This window comes from Pseudomonas sp. PDM31, from assembly GCF_019218965.1.
GTDB lineage: Bacteria > Pseudomonadota > Gammaproteobacteria > Pseudomonadales > Pseudomonadaceae > Aquipseudomonas.
Genome location: NZ_JAHUWS010000008.1, coordinates 15,832 through 34,610, shown reverse-complemented (window position 1 = coordinate 34,610; position 18,779 = coordinate 15,832). Strand labels below are relative to the sequence as shown.

14 protein-coding genes and 1 pseudogene are annotated in these 18,779 nt (G+C 56.3%); 11 read left to right on the top strand and 4 right to left on the bottom strand.

Features of this window, described 5'->3' with window-relative positions; translation table 11 throughout:
* The first annotated feature begins 308 nt into the window (after nucleotides 1–308).
* Both KW839_RS16645 and KW839_RS16640 read left to right on the top strand, forming a co-directional pair.
* Nucleotides 309–1,967: an arylsulfatase gene (locus KW839_RS16645; protein WP_218424957.1), complete on the top strand. Its 1,659-nt coding sequence runs from the start codon at nucleotides 309–311 to the stop codon at nucleotides 1,965–1,967.
* A 139-nt stretch (nucleotides 1,968–2,106) separates the two neighbouring features.
* Entirely contained in the window at nucleotides 2,107–3,114 is a 1,008-nt protein-coding gene (locus KW839_RS16640; RefSeq protein WP_218424956.1) for an HAD family phosphatase, read from the top strand.
* A 56-nt stretch (nucleotides 3,115–3,170) separates the two neighbouring features.
* Here KW839_RS16640 and KW839_RS16635 read toward each other — a convergent pair.
* The 4 genes and pseudogenes from KW839_RS16635 to KW839_RS16620 form a co-directional block, all read right to left on the bottom strand.
* Nucleotides 3,171–3,572, bottom strand: a pseudogene (locus KW839_RS16635) (transporter); the annotation flags it as partial.
* Nucleotides 3,573–3,742: 170 nt separating this feature from the next.
* Nucleotides 3,743–4,636, bottom strand: a complete 894-nt coding sequence (locus tag KW839_RS16630) for a LysR family transcriptional regulator (RefSeq protein WP_218424955.1) — start codon at nucleotides 4,634–4,636, stop codon at nucleotides 3,743–3,745.
* A 198-nt stretch (nucleotides 4,637–4,834) separates the two neighbouring features.
* Nucleotides 4,835–5,812 (bottom strand): lipid A deacylase LpxR family protein, encoded by a 978-nt coding sequence (locus tag KW839_RS16625; protein WP_218424954.1) that lies wholly within the window; start codon nucleotides 5,810–5,812, stop codon nucleotides 4,835–4,837.
* Between the two features lie 299 nt (nucleotides 5,813–6,111).
* Nucleotides 6,112–7,071, bottom strand: a complete 960-nt coding sequence (locus KW839_RS16620) for a DMT family transporter (protein WP_218424953.1) — start codon at nucleotides 7,069–7,071, stop codon at nucleotides 6,112–6,114.
* Between the two features lie 364 nt (nucleotides 7,072–7,435).
* Between KW839_RS16620 and KW839_RS16615 the strand changes: the two genes are divergently transcribed.
* From KW839_RS16615 to KW839_RS16575, 9 genes are all read left to right on the top strand, one after another.
* Nucleotides 7,436–9,868 (top strand): penicillin acylase family protein, encoded by a 2,433-nt coding sequence (locus KW839_RS16615; RefSeq protein ID WP_256352704.1) that lies wholly within the window; start codon nucleotides 7,436–7,438, stop codon nucleotides 9,866–9,868.
* A gap of 106 nt (nucleotides 9,869–9,974) precedes the next feature.
* On the top strand, nucleotides 9,975–11,357 hold the full coding sequence (locus KW839_RS16610; RefSeq protein ID WP_256352703.1) for an OprD family outer membrane porin: 1,383 nt from the start codon (nucleotides 9,975–9,977) through the stop codon (nucleotides 11,355–11,357).
* A 686-nt stretch (nucleotides 11,358–12,043) separates the two neighbouring features.
* Entirely contained in the window at nucleotides 12,044–12,820 is a 777-nt protein-coding gene (locus KW839_RS16605) for a transporter substrate-binding domain-containing protein (RefSeq protein WP_060543821.1), read from the top strand.
* A 64-nt stretch (nucleotides 12,821–12,884) separates the two neighbouring features.
* Nucleotides 12,885–13,562, top strand: a complete 678-nt coding sequence (locus tag KW839_RS16600) for an amino acid ABC transporter permease (RefSeq protein WP_218424951.1) — start codon at nucleotides 12,885–12,887, stop codon at nucleotides 13,560–13,562.
* Nucleotides 13,559–14,293, top strand: coding sequence for an amino acid ABC transporter ATP-binding protein (locus tag KW839_RS16595; protein ID WP_060543819.1), 735 nt, complete (start codon nucleotides 13,559–13,561; stop codon nucleotides 14,291–14,293). Before KW839_RS16600 ends, KW839_RS16595 begins: the two co-directional genes overlap by 4 nt.
* A 19-nt stretch (nucleotides 14,294–14,312) precedes the next feature.
* Entirely contained in the window at nucleotides 14,313–15,548 is a 1,236-nt protein-coding gene (locus KW839_RS16590) for a cysteine desulfurase-like protein (RefSeq protein WP_218424950.1), read from the top strand.
* Between the two features lie 36 nt (nucleotides 15,549–15,584).
* The gene (locus KW839_RS16585; protein WP_060543817.1) at nucleotides 15,585–16,454 is read left to right on the top strand and encodes a MurR/RpiR family transcriptional regulator; all 870 of its coding nucleotides are present in this window, start codon (nucleotides 15,585–15,587) and stop codon (nucleotides 16,452–16,454) included.
* A gap of 54 nt (nucleotides 16,455–16,508) precedes the next feature.
* Complete coding sequence (locus tag KW839_RS16580; RefSeq protein WP_218424949.1) at nucleotides 16,509–17,405, top strand: allantoinase PuuE; 897 nt, start codon at nucleotides 16,509–16,511, stop codon at nucleotides 17,403–17,405.
* A 130-nt stretch (nucleotides 17,406–17,535) separates the two neighbouring features.
* Nucleotides 17,536–18,669, top strand: coding sequence for an aminotransferase class V-fold PLP-dependent enzyme (locus KW839_RS16575; RefSeq protein ID WP_218424948.1), 1,134 nt, complete (start codon nucleotides 17,536–17,538; stop codon nucleotides 18,667–18,669).
* The last annotated feature ends 110 nt before the right edge of the window (nucleotides 18,670–18,779 follow it).

The window sequence follows — 18,779 nt, the reverse complement described above, 5'->3', positions numbered from 1 at the left end:
TGGAAATAGAGATAACACCATTTCCGGTGAATTCAGTGCGGTTTATTGGATTAATAGTGGGTGTACATACAGCTTGTAACCCTGGCTTTACATGCTGCCCAAAAAACATTACGAGTGGCATGTTCAACAGAAAAAAGCGCACTAGACTCCTTTTGCGCCTTAATTCGTGCGAGGGTCAGGCAATAAGAAAAAATGATTCTGGACGCACTAACTTGGCGAACTACTCGGTGGTTAATGCACTAAAGATCGATGTTGATGTGCACTCAGCACCCGGTCGCTAACACCATGAAACAACGAGGAATTCTGGTATGAAACAGCTTAGGGAGCATTTCAGGCTATCTGTCGTATTTGCTGCACTTTTGTCACTGAGCGGACTGGCCCACGCGGCTCAAACGGAAAAGACCAACATCCTGTTTATTGTCTCCGATGATACCGGCTACGGCGACCTTGGCCCCTACGGAGGCGGGATCGGTCGAGGTATGCCTACGCCAAGCATCGATGAGCTGGCGGCAGAGGGGGTCACTTTTTATTCTTTTTATGCCCAGCCAAGCTGCACGCCCGGTCGAGCGGCCATGCAAACCGGACGTATCCCCAATCGTAGCGGCATGACGACCGTGGCCATGCAGGGCCAGGGCGGTGGTTTGCCAGCGGCGGAGTGGACGTTGGCCTCGGTGCTGAAAACCGGGGGCTACGACACCTATTTCACCGGTAAGTGGCACTTGGGCGAAGCAGATTACGCCTTGCCCAATGCGCAAGGCTACGACGTGATGAAATATGTCGGCCTGTACCATCTCAATGCCTACACCTATGCCGATCCGCAATGGTTCCCCGACATGGACCCTGAAACCCGCGCGATGTTTACCAGAGTGACCAAGGGCGCGTTGTCCGGCAAGGCAGGTGAAAAACCGATTGAAGAATTCAAGGTCAATGGCCAGTACGTGGACACACCTGTCGTGGATGGCAAACCCGGTGTGGTCGGTATCCCCTTTTTCGACAACTATGTCGAAAAAGCCGCACTTGAGTTTCTCGACACCGCGTCCAAATCGGACAAGCCGTTTTTCATCAACGTCAACTTCATGAAGGTGCACCAGCCGAACATGCCGGCACCGGAGTTTGTTCATAAGTCCATGTCTAAATCCAAGTACGCCGACTCCGTGGTCGAACTGGATACCCGCATCGGTCGCATCATGGACAAACTCAAGGCGCTGGGGATGGATAAAAACACCCTGGTGGTCTACACCACGGACAACGGCGCCTGGCAGGACGTTTATCCGGATGCCGGCTACACGCCATTCCGCGGGACCAAGGGCACCGTGCGTGAAGGCGGTAACCGGGTACCGGCAATTGCCGTCTGGCCATCGAAAATCAAACCCGACACAAAAAACCACGAGATTCTTGGTGGCCTGGATTTGATGGCGACATTCGCTTCCGTTGCTGGCGTGAAGTTGCCTGAGAAAGATCGCGAGGGTCAGCCAATCATCTTCGACAGTTATGACATGACACCTGTGCTCACCGGCACTGCCCCTTCCCCACGCAAAGAGTGGTTCTACTTTACCGAGAACGAACTGACCCCGGGTGCGGCCCGTGTTGGAAACTATAAAGCCTTGTTCAACTTGCGCGGTGACGATGGCGCACATACCGGTGGTCTGGCGGTGGACACTAACTTAGGGTGGAAAGGCGCAGATAAGTATGTAGCGACCGTGCCACAAGTCTTTGACTTGTGGCAAGACCCGCAAGAGCGCTATGACCTCTTCATGACCACCTTTACGGAACGGACCTGGACGATGGTGCCGATCACAGCAGCGATCATGAAGCTGATGAAAACCTACGTCGAATACCCTCCGCGAAAACTGCAAAGTATGGGTTATGACGGACCTGTCACGCTGTCGCAGTATCAGAAATTTCAATCCGTGCGTGAGTCTCTGAAGCAAGAGGGCGTCAACTTGCCGATGCCTGTTGGCAACTGATTCATCAGCCGAAAAGTGGCGACCTCATCAGAGGTCGCCACTTCGCAGCATGAAGTCGGCGTGTATGCAACACGCGTGAAAAATAACGCAGTGGATATTTAAGGGGTCAACTTTTCGCCCGATTTTAGGGGAGTAATCCATGAACGACATTTCATTGGTTCGTCCGGCAATGCGCTGGCTCTGGCTTGTCTTGTTGTGGCCGCTGCTGCTGCAAGCGGCCGAACCCTTACCCTCTTGGCGTGAGGGACCTTCCAAACACGCCATTGTTGAGTTCGTCCAGGCGGTGACAGTTGATGGTTCCAAGGATTTTGTGCCACCGGCTGAACGCATTGCAGTGTTCGATAACGACGGCACGCTGTGGAGCGAACAGCCCATGTATTTTCAGATGCTATTCGCCCTTGAAGAGGTCAAACGCCTGGCACCCCAGCATCCTGAATGGCAACAACAGCAGCCGTTCAAGGCAGTTCTGGAAAACGATCAGAAAACGTTGGCTGGCAGTGGTATGGAGGGACTGATGAAGATCATCGATGCCACCCATACCGAGATCAGTACTCAAGCCTTTTTGGCCAATGTCCGAGCATGGCTCGCCAAGGCCGTGCACCCCAAAACCCATAAGCCCTACACCGAAATGGTCTATCAGCCAATGTTGGAATTGCTCGCCTATTTGCGAGCTAACGGCTTCAAAACCTACATCGTGTCCGGAGGCGAAGTGGCGTTCATGCGCGCCTGGGCAGAGGAAGTGTATGGCGTTCCACCGGAGCAAGTGATCGGGACTACCTTCACCGCTGAGTATCAATATAACGCAGGCAAGCCGGTGATCATGCGCATGCCCAAGCTCGCTCATAACGACGATGGGCCGGGTAAACCCGTCAGTATTGACGCCGTTATAGGCCGCCGCCCGATCTTCGCTTTTGGCAACTCCGATGGCGATCAGCAGATGTTGCAATGGACCGCCGCGGGCGACGGCAAACGCTTCATGGGACTTGTGCATCACACCGATGCACAGCGTGAATGGGCGTACGACCGTGATTCAAAGATCGGCAAGCTGGACAAAGCCTTGGACGAAGCCCAGGCGCAGAACTGGACAGTGGTTGATATGGCGAAAGAGTGGGTAAAAATCTACCCTTTTGATACCGTAGCTCCGTGAAACCTATCGCCTCTAACGCCTCAATGCGGCTTGGGCCGTGACGATTGTAATTGGAGTTATTTGGGAAACAACAGCGTTAGTGCCACCCGAAACCCCCAGCCCTCAGCACCATCTTTCGGGCTGTCAACCCAGTAGCGAGGACCTGCTTGCAGGCTCATGGGCTGATGACCCACCTTGAACAACTGGGTGACGGATAGATTGATCGGCACTGACCATTCGCGGGCTTGCCAGTCGTAGGTGGATTCTGTGTTGATGCCGTAGGTGGTGTAGGTATGGGTGGTGTAACAAAAGAACGGTTGCAGAAAGGTTTGGTTGATTTTGTCTTTGTCATCGGGCGGGCTGTTTTCCAGCGACCTGATGTGGTTAGCCAGAATGTCGCGGGTCCAGCCATTACTTTGTTTGAGGGCAACCACAGTGGGACCCGCCCCCCATTGTTCACCGCTCAACAGGTCATCGCTAGTGAAGTTACATACCTTATGGCGAGGGGGCTCGCCCCCGTTGGTCCGCGAAGCGGCCCCAAAACATGCCACCGAGGCGTATCAGATACACTGCCCGGTAGAACCAGCTCCGTACTTTGAGTCGAGCTAATGGCCGGCCGTGGCGGGATCGCCCTCGTGACGTTTGGCCATTAACCCTTATAGAGCAACGCCTCTACCACCACCCCAAATGCTGACGAATGCTCACGCCGGTTCGGATAGTAAAGATGGTAGCCCGCAAAGGGCTGGCACCAATCCTCCAGTACCCGCACAAGGCTGCCGTTGGCCAATTCCTTCGCGACCATATCTTGCGGCAGAAACCCCAAACCACACCCCGCCACGGCCGCACGCAAAATCGGCACACTGCTGTTGAACGTCCATTGCCCGTCAACGCGTGCCTTGAGTTCGTGACCGTCCTTTTCAAAGTCCCATTGCATCAAGCTGCCATGGGTAGGCAGCCGCAGATTTATGCAGTTGTGCGCAGCCAGATCCCCCGGCGCCATTGGAAACGGGCGCTGGGCGAAGTACTCAGGCGAACCCACGACCGCGATTCGCAACGGCGGCCCGATCGGTACGGCGATCATGTCCTTGGCGACCTGGTCGCCCAGCCGCACACCCGCGTCATAGCGCTGCGCGACGATGTCGGAGAGGGCGTAATCGACGGTGATTTCGACCTTGATGTCCGGGTAGTCGGGCAGCACTTTCAACAGCTTCGGCCAGAGAATATTGTTCGCCGCATGTTCGGACGCCGAGATCCGCACATTACCAGCCGGGGTGTCGCGAAATTCGCTGACCGCTGCCAGTTCAAGTTCGATCTCATCGAAGCGCGGCGCCATGGATTGATACAAACGCTGACCCGCCTCGGTCGGGGACACGCTGCGTGTGGTGCGAGTGAGCAGGCGCACGCCAAGTCGGGTTTCCAGCGCACGCATGGTGTGGCTCAGCGCAGACTGCGAGACGCCCAACTGTGCAGCGGCGCGGGTGAAGCTGCCTTCGCGGGTAATCACCACGAAGGCTTGCAGGTCGTTGAGATTGGCGCGGGACATTGATGAGAGCCTCGCATGAGGGGCGCGGGATTATTCCATGAAAGCAGGTTCCGGCTGGATGCGCGACCCCCCCGAAGCGCGCGCGGGCAGGTCACCCTGGAGGGGAGTGAGCAATGTGTGAAAACCTCTTCGCAACAACGTCACTCACTTTGGAAATCTTAAAGCGTACCGAGCAAAACCGGACGTCATCCCCGCGCTTTAAAACACTGTAGAAATCGCAAGAGATCCAAATTGATCGTGCTGGTTTTGCCCCTCAAACTCACGGGTTCGCCACACGGTAGAAAATGCGGCCTGCCATTGACTCCAGATCATCGCTACCCCGACTTGCGCATCACCGACCCATTCGCGTCGATCAACAGAGGCGCTGTCTTTCCAGGTGTTGCCATCGAGCAACATGTTATGCGCCATATAGCGACCCTGAAGGTTGGCAAAGCCATACCAGGCGAAACTGCCACCCTCCTGGAAGTACAGGTTGCCACTGAAAGAGGGGGCCACATTCGGCAGGCTATAACTGCGCTCAAGCCCTTGTCCGATGCGTAGGCCCATTCCACTTGCAGCGTAGGTGTAGAGATTGCCCGCCGTGAGACCGGCACTGGGGCCGTACTCAAGATCCAGTCCAGCGAGTTTGGTTTGCAGCCACCAGCGCTTTTCGAAGCCGACATTTACATAGGGCTCATTATGTAATTGATGGTCCCAGCCATTAGGCTCATCACTGCCCGTCAGATGGTGCACCCCTCGCTGAATTTTCTCTGCCCCCGTTGCCGGGCCAACGATACCAAGATCGATATCCAGTTCCCCGGTCTCTCGCCAGCCCTGCAGTTGAGTGTTCTTAAAGACTGAAACACCGAAATACATGAGACCCGCATAGGGGCGATCTTCCGGTTGCAGTTCTGATTGCTCAATGTCATCCGGCGTGTAGATCTGATGGCCGAAACGGTAGGCTGCGAGGTCGACACCTGCCGGACCCCAGCCTGGAATCAACGATCCAATGTTTTGAGTCCAATGATCGCTCTGCGGTTTAAAGGTTGAAGCCAGCTCAAGTCCATTGGAGTAATGACCGTCGTCACCACCGGAAAAAACATCATTTTCGAGTTTTAACGACAAGACATCCGACAGTGCAACAGACGGTGTTGTGAGTGCGATGACCACCAAAAGTTTTGGCATCCATAATTGCATTAGGGAATATCCTTTTTTTGTTTGGACTTGATAAATAAACCGCGAGTTTGGGCTGGTCCATGTATCAAATACTGAGCAGCCGATTTCAGTCTGTATAAAACTTCATTCCCAAATTTGGAACGTACGTGCCTGAAATTTTACTCTTGGCCTCAGTGCAGGGAGCATGCCAACTTACTTGACTTACGGGGTGTAAGAGGGGGCGTGGCCTGCGTCGAATACGGACTATTGCGATGGTTGCAAATTGCCCGATTAGCGGATAATGCCTATTGCAAGTTGCACGGAGAAACGTGGGCGCATTCTCACACCACAGCTTTGGCGTCAGCCTTGATAGCTGATCTGCGATACGTCAGCAAAACGATACCGGTGACCACAATTACCCCGCCCAGAATCTGCCCCGCACTGAGCATTTGATCCAGCACAATCCAGCCCATCAGCAACGTCGCCAACGGCTCGATGTTCATTACCGGCGCATTGCGTGGCATGTCCAGCCTGGGCACGGAAATGAACAGCACGATAAAACCGGTGCCGTACAGCACCACCAGGGTGGCCAGGGCCAGCCATCCGGTGGAGGTTGCGGGCAGGTTCAGTCCGCCTGGCAGGGCGCCAGTCAGTCCAGCCAGATTGACGCTGCTGAAGACGATGAAAATGGTCAACAGACTGCGTACCGAACCACGTACCTGAGACAACTTGTGGTCGGTGATCCATAGCGCGCAGGCAAACACGGTGGCGGCGCAGAACGCGAGCGCGACGCCCGGCAGCCATTGCGGGCCGACGCTGTTCTGGGTCGAAAGACGCCCGGGGACATCCAGTACAAACACCAGCCCCACCAGAATCAAACCCATCAACGAAGCGGTGCGTGCGGTCGGTCGCGGGCCACCCAGCGCCCAGGTGAGCAGCGCCAGCAGGATGGGAAACACGTTGCCTACCAGCAGCGCCAGCGCCACCGGCACCCGTGCGACGGCAGAGTACAGACACAGGCTCTGCGCGGTAATCAAAAGCCCCAACAGCAATTGCCAGCGCCATGCACCCGCCGGCAGACGCAGACTTTGTCGTTGCCACAGCACCACGCCTGCCAGCACCAGCAAGGTCCCGCCAGAACGCATCAAAATCGCCAGCAACACACCCGCGCCATCATCAAAAGCGACTCGCGCCGCCACATGGTTACCGGCGAACGCGCAGCCCATGCACAAAAGAATGATCACCGCGAGATGGCGAGGGAAGGGTGGCGATACGGGTTGCGCAAGTGTAGGGCGGGACATGGCAGATCTCGAAGGGTGACAGGCCAACTGGGGAATGGCGTGGGTGTTTTTATTATGTCGTCGTACAACTTCGTCGATTTGTACCGTATTCGGGTAGGTCGGGCAAGAGAGGCAGGGAGGTGGATTGCCTTTAGTGGAAGGCTTTGGTCGGTTTTTTTGGTGCCCTGGCTAAAAGGAGGAGAGATCGTATGACTAATTTGTCTCGGCTAATCATGAGCCTTTCGCGAGCAGGCTCGGCCACGTCATCAATCACCCAAAAACGAAAAGCCATTGACGACCCTCTTTAGTAACTGATACGTTTTTTAAAGACGAAACGTTTTTTAGGTATCACAAAATAATAATAGGGAATTTTATGAGAACCCTCATGCCGTCACGATTCGCCCTGCAGCTTTCCACCCTTTTTTTTCTTGGCGTCCCCCTTGTTCCTGCCCAGGCTGCCGACGTCACGATCAAGCGCGACGAGTACGGTACCGCTCACGTTTACGCCAGTGAGGTTTATGGTGTGTTCTATGGCTATGGCTATGCCATCGCTCAGGATCGCTTGTATCAACTGGAGATATCCCGACTCAGTACCCAGGGCCAGGTGGCGCAGGCATTGGGCAAGGACTACGTGAATTTTGATATCGGCATTCGTAAAAACTACTCGCCGGCGAGCATCAAGGAACAACTGGCCAAGTTGCCCCAGGCTGATAAGGACATTCTTGAAGGCTACGCTCAGGGCATCAATAAATGGCTGGACGAGATCGACCGCAATCCGGCCGCGTTGATGCCAAAGCAATTCATCGACAATGGCTTCACCCCGCAGCGGTGGACCTCGTTCGACGTGGCGATGGTGTTTATCGGCTCAATGATCAACCGCTTCGGTGACTACAACAGTGAGTTGCAGAACCAGCAGTTACTCGATGGAATGATCGCGCAAAGCGGGGACAAAAACGGTAAGGCGCTCTTCGAAAAACTCCTGTCCGTCGATAACCCGGATGCCCCTACCACGGTCCCCAAGGGCGAGTGGCAACCGTCCGTGCGCAATGGCGCTTACGTACCGGCCAAGACAAAGGCAGTCGCGCAGCAATCGCCCAAACCTCTGCCGTTGCTGGCGCTCAATGACCCAACCCTGGCATGGGAATCACCGAAGGAGCGGGCCTTCAGTAACATCATCGTGCTCGGTGCGAAGAAGTCTAAGGACGCCAAGGCGATTCTCCTCAACGGTCCGCAGTTTGGTTTTTATCAGCCGGCCTATACCTACTCGATTGGCCTGCACGGTGCCGGTTATGACGCGGTCGGCAACAGCCCGTTCGGCTACCCGATGGTCGAGTTCGGTTACAACAAAGACATTACGTGGGGTAGTACCTGGGGGGCAGGGGACAACGTCGACATCTATCGCCTGGAACTGAACCCGAAAAACCCGGAAGAATACCTTTATCAGGGGCAATACCGGCCGTTTGAAAAACGCATCGAAACCGTCAACGTCAAGGGTGAAAAAACCCAACAGGTCACTGTCTATCGCAGCGTGCAGGGCGCCGTCGTCGAGTATCAACCCGAAGCCGGTGTTGCCTACGCCAAACGACGGGGCTGGGAAGGCGAAGAAGTCGCCACCTTGATGAGCTGGAACAAAGTCAGCAAGGCGAAAAACCACGAGCAATGGGTCGATCAGGTTCAACATTCCGCGATCAACGTCAATTGGTACTACGCCGACAACAAGGGCAACATTGGCTACGCCCTTGGCGGTCGGTATCCGGTGCGCGTGCAAGGTCACGACAACCGTTTGCCGGTATCGGGCAGCGGCGATTTCGAGTGGCAGGGCTTCATGCCGTTCGCCACTAATCCTCAGGTCTACAACCCAAAAACCGGCTACATCGCCAACTGGAACAATCGTCCTGCCGAAGGTTTTCCTAATCCGGATCAATGGTGGTACTCCTGGAACACCGCGGACCGTGTCCAGACGCTGTTCACGCGCCTGGACGGCCGTCCGGCCTTTACGCCCTCCCAGGCCTGGGACTTGATGATGGAGGCGGGGTTCGAAGACCCGAATGCACGGTTCTTCGTGCCGCGTCTGGTGAAGGCCGCCGAACACAGTGACCAGGCAACAGTGCGCGATGCCGCTGCCATCCTCGCCGGATGGAATTATCAAGACCTCGATGCCGATGCTGACGGGCGCTACGATTCGGCGGCGACACCCATTTTCCGCACCTGGCTCAAACACATGCTGGCGCTGTCACTGGGCGACGTGCTGCCCAAGGACCAGGTCGGGAAATTCCTTTCAACCGGCCACTTCACACCGGGCGGTGGCACGCCGGGCAGTCAGAATATCGAGGTCGGGACCAAGGTCATGCATCAGGCGATGATCGCCACGGCGGCCGGGAAAGCCAAAGGTTTCGATCTGTTCAAGGGCAAGGATGTCGACGCACTGATGCTCAAGGCGTTGCAGCTGAGTATCGATGAGTTGAGCGCGGAACAAGGGCCGGATGCAAAATCCTGGCACACGGAGATTGCGCATACCATCTACGCGCCGAAGAACTTCCTGGGCATTCCTCAGGCGGGTGAAAAGGAACAGATGAATAATCGTCTGGCAATGAATCGCGGCACCGAAAACAACCTTACGGTGTTTGCCATGGACGGTGTGCAAGGCTTTGAAGTGGTCGCACCCGGGCAATCGGGTTTTATCGCTCCGGACGGTACTCGTTCCAAACACTTCGATGATCAATTGGCTCTCTATGGCGATTTGAAAAACAAACGCACATGGCTGACCGAGGAAGATATCAAGGCGCATACGGTCGAGGAAAAAACCCTGACTTATTGATTGGGGTTCGCCACCCGGCGGCACTGCTCCAGATTCAAGCTCTGGTAGCGGGGCCGCCTCCCTTCGCATTCAAGCACCGTGCCGTTGAAATACACGTCCAGTGTGGATGCCTCCAAAAATAAAAAGATCCATAGGGAAGCAAGACATGCATATCGTTCGTTCGACCCAAGTGGTCGCAGGGTTTTCGGCCGTCCTTTTTTTGACGCCAACCATGATTCAGGCCAATGAAGCCGGCTTTATCGAGGACAGCTCGCTGACCCTCAATACCCGCATGTGGTACTCCCACGAGATCGGACACAAGAACACTTTTTATCGCGCCCAGACATCCGAAGGCCCCCGCAAGGTGCGTGATCGCACCGCATGGCTTGAGGGATTCAAGCTCGATTATGTTTCCGGGTTCAGCCAGGGCATGGTCGGTTTCGGCCTGGATCTCTCGACGTTTTCCGCCGTCGCTCTTGAGCGCAGCAAACTGGCGACCGCAGGCGGGAGCAACCGCCTGCTGGTCGACAAGGACGGTGATGTGGTTGATGACTGGAGCAAGGTGGGCGTAGCGGCGCTGAAGGTCAAAGTCGCCGATACGCTCATCAAGGTTGGCAGGCAGCAGCCGGCCAGGACACCGGTCATGGGATATTCTGATACTCGAACATTGCCAGCTTCATTTGATGGTGTATCGCTTGAAAGTCATGATATCGAAGGTCTGACGATCAAGTCCGGTTATTTCGATGAGGCCACGCCGCGAACCGGTGCTGGCAGTCAAGACTTGAGCCCCTCGTTCGGATCGCGACTGGTCACCAGCGACTCGATCGCTTACGCCGGTGCCGACTACCTGAGCAAGGACGGCTGGCGCGCCAGTGCCTATGTGTCGCGCTTCGATGATATCTGGGACCGCCAGTACCTGGGCCTGGGCAACAAATACACGTGGGGCGGGTTCTCCACTAAAGTGCAGCTCGATGCCTACAACACGCAGTCGAGCGGTAGCGAAGTGGCCGGGAAGATAGATCAGCAAGCTTACGGGCTGACGATCGCGCCCAGTTATCAGAACCACACCTTGCGATTTGGCTTGCAGCAAATCAAGGGCGATGAGTATTTCGACTACGTAGGCGAATCCAACGCCATCACCCTGCCCAACATCTTTCTCTCCAACTACAACGGCCCGAACGAGCGCTCGTATTCCGTTAACTATATCAATGACTTCGCAGCCTACGGCGTGCCCGGTTTCACCACCAGTCTCTGGTACGCCAAAGGCTGGGGTATCGATGGCACTCACTATAACGGCGGGGCCAATGGCATCTATTCGTCTGTGCTGAATCAAAGCGACGAAAGCCACGATGAAATCGGAACCCTTGTCACCTACACCGTTCAATCCGGTTATTTCAAAGGGGTGAACGTGCTAAGCGGTTACGCTTGGCATCACGCCAGCCAGTATCAAGCGGAAGGCAACGTGGATGAGTTCCGACTGATCGTCAACGCCCCCATCAAGATCTTTTGATCCGCCATTGTTGCAATAAATACGAATTACAGATCTGCGAACCCAGTCGGTGCCGTTATTGACTGTCATGCCCTCCGTTACACAGCTTGTGAAGTGGGAACGATCAATTTGCCGGGTGTTTTGCACTGGTGAGTCGTAGCGCGCCACCTCGGCCACCAGCTAACGAGGCAATGGCGCAAGCCGGCAACGTGAACATCAACTCGCCCTTAGTTTCGAGCGAGTTATCAAGAGCCGTGACCACACGCGACACAATGTCGGCGATGCTGTCGGTCTCGACAGAGGCCAGGGCGGGCTCAATCGCTCATCAAGTCAGGTTGGTTGATCGTGTCCGAGGCGGCTGACCGTATGTATCTTCACTTGCATTGACGCCCAAAGGGAGAAAGGAGCTGTCTGGCCGATTTGGGATCACAGTTGATAACCAGGACACGGAGAAAGCCGGCGTGCGAAATGTGACGCAACCCGCCGAAGCGGGTTTACCGATGTCCTGACTACTCGCGGCTTGACCTGGGCATACCGTAACCAGCCCTCTGGACGTGACGCATCAGGAAAACTGAGGGTAGCAATGGAGTAAAAAATTCACAGATAAGCGGTATTGAATTAAACATTCCATTGGTTTACTCTCGATCCCACGTTGTACGAAATCAACCGCTGTTAGCACCTAAAAAAACAAACAATCGGGAGCAAACATGAAAGCGAAAGTGTTGTTGGGACTGTTCATGACCGCCGCAGTGGCACTGCCAACCTGGGCAGCTGACTGGACTGTAGGTGCTAACGTTGGCAACGTGCCCTGGGAATTTCAGGACGCCAAAGGTGAGTTCGTCGGCTTCGAAGTCGATGTTGTAAAAGAAGTGGCAAAGCGCGCCGGGAAAACCGTCGAGTTCATCAATATTCCTTTCAACGGCCTGTTCAGTGCAGTGCAATCAAAGCGTGTCGAGATCGCGATTTCATCCATCACCATCACCCCAAAACGTCTGGAGTCGGTTGCTTTCGCGCAGCCTTACTTTGACAGCGACCAGTCCCTGACCTCGCTGACTACGTCCAAGGTCAAGAGCCTGGCCGACATGAATGGCAAAGTGGTTGGCGTCGATACCGGCTCGACCGGCGACATGTGGATCGGCCAACACAAGGACGAGTACAAGTTCGCCGATGTCTCGCGATACGAAGGACTTTCGCCAGCCATGCTTGACCTGGCTTCCGGGCGCATCGATGGCTACCTCAGCGATATTCCGGCGCTGCTCTACTACATCAAGGACAAGCCGCAATACAGCATCGTCGCGCGTATTCCCACCGGTGAACGTTACTCGCTGATGCACGCCAAAGGCTGGGCAATGACTGATCAGGTCAACGACATCATCAGCAAGATGAAAGAAGACGGCACACTCGGAAAGATCCATAAACAGTGGTTTGGCACCGAAGCCGATAAGGATTCGAGCACCATGAAAGTGACCGCTGTCCTCAAGTAAGCCCTGCCGATGCTGCATGTAAGTGGCGACACCTGTTCGCCACTTGTAATGACCGAGGTATCCCATGGATCTTTTGCAGACATTTTTTAACTGGAACGTGCTCGTCGAGTCGCTTCCGCTGATGATGCGCGGACTGGGCGTGACCATTTTGCTGGGGGCGGTGAGCATCGCCCTGGGCCTGGTGGGTGGGCTTTTGCTGGCCTTGTTGCGGTTGTACTCCTACGCACCTGTCCGAGCGCTCGCACGTATCTATATCGATATCATGCGTTCCATTCCATTGCTGGTTTTGCTCGTCCTCATCTATTACGCGTTGCCTTTTGTCGGCATTCGACTGTCGTCTTTTGCGGCTGCCGCCAGTGCGCTCTCGCTGGTCTCCTGCGCCTACAGTGCAGAGATTTTTCGCTCCGGCATCGAGGCCATTCCCCGTGGCCAGTTCGAAGCTTCGGCTTCTCAAGGCATGAGTTTCTTCAACACCATGCGCGATGTCGTGTTGCCGCAAGCCATCCGCATCGTCATGCCGCCGATGACGAGCAATTGCATCAACGTGATGAAAGACACGGCTCTGGCCTCGGTCGTAGCCATGCCTGACTTGCTCAAGCAGGCGACCCAGGCACAGGCGCTGGCTGCCAACCCGACACCGCTGGTAGGGGCCGCCTTGCTGTATCTGTTGCTGCTGTTGCCGCTGGTGCAAATGGTTAGCTGGGTTGAGCGTCGTAACGCCTCTGGAGGAAAAACCGCATGAGCACGTTGATCGACATCGAAAAACTCGACAAGTACTACGGTAACTTCAAAGCGTTGAGCGATATCAATCTGCAGGTCGAAGAAGGTGAGGTGGTGGTCATTCTGGGCCCGTCCGGCTCGGGTAAATCGACCTTGATCCGTTGCATCAACCTGCTTGAGAACTACCAGAAGGGGCATATCCGCGTGGCCGGCGAGCGTGTTGAAAACGGTCCGCGACTGGCCGCCATCCGCAGCGAAGTGGGTATGGTGTTTCAGAGTTTCAACCTCTATCCGCACCTCACAGTCCTGGACAATGTGTCGCTGGCGCCGATCCGGGTGCGCGGCTTGAGTCGGCGTGATGCGCATGCACGGGCCAAGGAATTATTGGTGAAAGTCGGCATGGGCGATCATGCACACAAATACCCGAGCCAATTGTCCGGCGGCCAGCAGCAACGTGTTGCCATCGCCCGCACCATGGCCATGGAACCTCGCGCGATTCTGTTCGACGAACCGACTTCGGCGCTGGACCCGGAAATGGTTGGCGAGGTTCTGGACGTCATGCAAAACCTCGCGCGCTCCGGCGTCACGATGGTCGTGGTCACTCACGAGATGGGCTTTGCCCGTCGGGTTGCCGATCGGGTGATCTTCATGGAAAGCGGACGCATTGTTGAGCAGAACATCCCTGAACCCTTTTTTACCGCACCTCAGGAACCACGCACGAAAGCGTTCCTGCAGGCCATCCTGCACCACTAAATCAGCTGGAGAAAGTAGAGTGAATCCCCTCGATATCGAATACGTTCGCAAGCAATTTCCAGGTCTGGCCGGTGGATACACCTACATGGATAACGCCGGTGGTTCGATGGTACTCGGTGCCGTCGCTGAGCGGGTCACTGATTACCTGCTCAACAACAGCGTGCAACTGGGCGCTTCCTACCAGCCTTCCGTAGACGCCGGCGAGCGAGTGATGCAGGCTCGTCACTCCGTCATGCAGTTGATCAACGCCGAGCATCCCGAAGAAGTCATCATGGGCGGCTCGACCACCCACTTGCTGCAAATACTGTGTCGCGCCATCGCACCGTCAATTGTCCAGGGCGATGAAATCATCGTCACCAATTGCGATCACGAGGCGAACATCGGCCCATGGGTCAAGCTTTGCGAAAGCCGTGGCGCGACCTTGCGCGTATGGCAGGTCAACCGCGACAGCTGTGAGCTGGAGCTGGACGACCTGCAGGTTTTGCTCAACAACAAAACCCGTTACGTGGCCATGACGCACACTTCCAATATTCTCGGCTCGGTCAACCCGGTAGCCGAGGTTGCGCGGCGTGTTCATGCAGTGGGCGCCAAATTATGCGTGGATGCCGTCGCTTATGCGCCACACCGTCTGGTTGATGTACAGGCCAGCGGTGCCGATTTCTACGTCTATAGCTTCTACAAAACCTTCGGTCCGCACTTTGCTGTGCTGTGGGGGCGTCGCTACCTGCTGCTGGAGCTGCCGAGCCTTAACCATTTCTTTATTGGCCAGGACGTGGTGCCTTACAAATTGCAGCCGGGCAACGTCAATTATGAGTTGTCCTTTGGCTGCATCGGCATCACTGATTATCTGCTCGATATCAGTACCCGAATCGGCGCAGAAGGCAATGAACGCAAGCGCATGCAAGCTGCTTTCGATGCCTTTGAAGTGCAGGAAGACTTGCTCTGCGAACGTTTGCTGGCATTTTTGCGTCAGCGCGAAGGCGTGCGCATCATTGGCAAGGCGCAACCCCACAATCGAGTGCCAACGATCAGTTTCGTGGTTGAGGGCGTTCAATCCGAGGCTATTGTGCGCCAGGTCGATGAGCACCGTATTGGTATCCGCTTTGGTGACTTCTATGCGCGGCGACTCATCGAGGCGCTTGGCCTTGATCGATTCGGCGGGGTAGTGCGGGTGTCGCTGGCGCATTACAACACCCTGGAAGAAGTCGACCGCCTCATCGCCGCGCTGGATCAAGCAATCAATGCGTTGCGTTGACGGGCGTACACTCTTCTAATTTTACGAGCTTTCATCATGGCCTTACCTGAAACCCTTGCAGAGCTGCGTGACTGTATAGCGTCCCAGCACGAGCAACTGACCGGTCGTCTGCGCGATGCTGCGCGATTCCTGATCGACAACCCGCATGAGATCGCACTCAACACGGTTGCCGAACTGGGTAAGCGCTCAAACATCGCGCCCTCCGCTTACATTCGGCTGGCTCAGGCCCTTGGCTTTGCGGGTTTCAAGGATTTACAGCGCCTGTTCCGTGCACCGCTGCAACAGGCTGCCGACACCCACAGCGAACGTATTCGGCACTATGGCGGTGAAACTTTGCTGGAGGACCCGAGTGACGTCGGCGCGATTCTGCGTGAGTTCAGCCAGGCCAATATCGTTTCTCTGGAACACCTGGCCGAAGGCGGCGAACAGGCCAATATAGAAGCCGCCATCGCCCATCTGCAAGTCGCGCGTACGACCTTCGTTATCGGCATGCGGCGTGCTTTTCCGGTGGCGGCATATCTGAGCTACGCGTTGAGTCGTGTGGGCCGGCGAACCGTGCAAATCAGTGGTGCCGGCGGCACGTTGCCCGAGCAGGTCAGCGCCATTGCCAATGATGATTTGTTGATAGCCATCAGCTTTCCGCCGTACGCCAGTGACACTGTCGAGGCTTGTCGCCAGGCGCGCCAGGCAGGCGTGACGTTGGTGGCGATCACTGACAGTGTTCTGAGCCCTATCGGGCAGATGGCCGATACGGTGATTGAGGTCAACGACGCCGAACTGCTTGGTTTTCGTTCACTCACCGCTTCGTTCTGTATTGCGCAAACCCTGGCGATGGGGCTTGCCTTCAGCGAGTGGGAATCGGACAGCACCTCCAGTCATGACCGACTGAAGGATATCGACTGCTAAGCCGCTACCTTCGCTACGTACTTATAAAACCCGTCACTTCAGGAGAAGATCCCGATGGTTTCACCTGCACGCGATTTAGTGGGCTACGGTAGACAACGCCCGCAAGGCTCCTGGCCGAATGGCGCACGATTGGCCGTCAGCCTGGTGATCAACTACGAAGAAGGCTCCGAGCGCTCGCTCGCCATGGGCGACCCGGACCAGGAATCAATGACCGAATGGGGCAGCTATTCAATACCCGACGGCACCCGCAATCTGGCGATGGAATCGATGTATGAGTACGGTTCTCGCGTCGGGATCTGGCGAATCCTGGATATTCTCGACCAGCAATCGGTTCGCGCGACCTTTCATGCATGCGCAGTGGCCTTCGAGCAGAACCCTGATGTTGCTCGCGCCGCCGTTGCCGGTGGCCATGAGATTTGCAGTCACGGGTATCGCTGGGAGGAAGTGTTTCGCCTGACCGAAGAACAGGAGCGTGAACACATACGCTTGGCAATCGAGTCCTTCGAACGCACCTGTGGCAAGCGCCCCGTTGGCTGGTATTGCCGGTATGGTGCCAGCGTCAATACCCGTCGGCTGGTCGCTGAGGAGGGTGGCTTTCTCTACGACTCCGATGCCTACAACGATGATGTTCCCTACTTTGTCGAGGTCGAGGGTAAGCGCCACCTCGTTGTGCCTTACACCGCTGACGTGAACGACTTCCGCTACTGGAACTCTCCGGGGCTGTCGCAGGCATCGGACTTTCTCGAGTACATGAAAGAAAGCTTTGAGGTGCTTTATGAGGAGTCGGCTGAAGGACCGCGCATGATGTCGATCGGACTGCACCCACGCATGGTGGGCCGTCCCGGCCGGGTCAGGGCGATCAAGCAATTCATCGAGTATGCCAAGCAGCACGGCGGTGTCTGGTTTGCTACGCGCGAAGAAATCGCCCGTGCCTGGCTTGAGCGAGCTTGATGGCGTGGCAATCACACTGTGGCGCCAGCCGTTCGATAGAAGTCGCCATTCAATCCCGGGCAATCTTGTCATTTGCCAAGGCTTAGGGCAGGGTCGATACCACTGACATCTCTGCCAAAGGAGTCACTCCATGTCAAAGCTATATCCCAGTATCGATCCTGAGGGGCTGGTCGAGTACTCAGTGGTCTACACCGACCGCTCGCTCAACCATATGTCGCAGTCGTTTCAAGGCGTGATGAAGAACATTTCCACGACCCTCAAACAGGTCTACAACGCCCAGGCGGTTGCGGTGATCCCGGGCAGCGGCACGTTCGGCATGGAAGCGGTGGCGCGACAGTTTGCCACCGACCAGCAATGCCTGGTGATACGCAACGGCTGGTTCAGCTATCGCTGGAGCCAGATCCTCGAGATGGGCAACATCCCGGCGGCCACCACGGTGCTCAAAGCCCGACCGGTCGACACCGGTAGCCAGGCTGCCTACGCTCCACCGCCTCTGGACGAAGTGCTGGCAGCCATTGCAGCGCAAAAGCCGCAGATTGTCTTCGCCCCCCACGTTGAAACCTCATCAGGGATCATCCTGCCCGACGACTACCTGCGGGCCGTCGGCGACGCCGTGCATGCGGTGGGTGGCCTGTTCGTGCTGGACTGCATCGCCTCGGGCACGATCTGGGTTGATATGCACAAATGCGCAGTCGACCTGCTGATCAGCGCACCGCAGAAAGGCTGGAGCGCCTCCCCGTGCTGCGCCCTGGTGATGCTCAGTTCCCTGGCCCTCGAGCGCATCGAACAGACCCAAAGCAGCAGCTTCGCCTGCGACCTGAAAAAGTGGCTGCAGATCATGCAGGCCTACGAACAGGGCGGACATGCCTACCACGCGACGATGCCCAGCGATTCCCTCGCGCGATTCAACGAAGTGATGAAAGAGACCCAAGCCTACGGTTTCGACAAGGTCCGCGGCGAACAACAGGCCCTGGGCGATCGGGTGCGTGCAATGTTGACCGGCAAAGGCTTCAAAAGCGTGGCCGCAGCCGGCTTCCAGGCCCCTGGCGTCGTGGTGAGCTACACCGATGACGCGGACATCAAGAGCGGCAAGAAATTTGCCAATCACGGCCTGCAGATCGCCGCCGGAGTGCCGTTGCAATGCGACGAGCCGGCCGACTTCCAGACCTTCCGCATTGGTCTGTTCGGCCTCGAAAAGCTGAACAATATCGAGCGCACGGTCAGCACCCTCGAGCAGGCGCTGGACGAGGTGATGGTTAGCTAAGCGGGTATTCGACACCGTTACCACCGTGGTCCCGGACATGTTCAAAAGCACGGGCGTAGACATGCGCCGCCTGACCGGCCGGGGCCGGGTACTTCTGGAGTAGGGCTGGT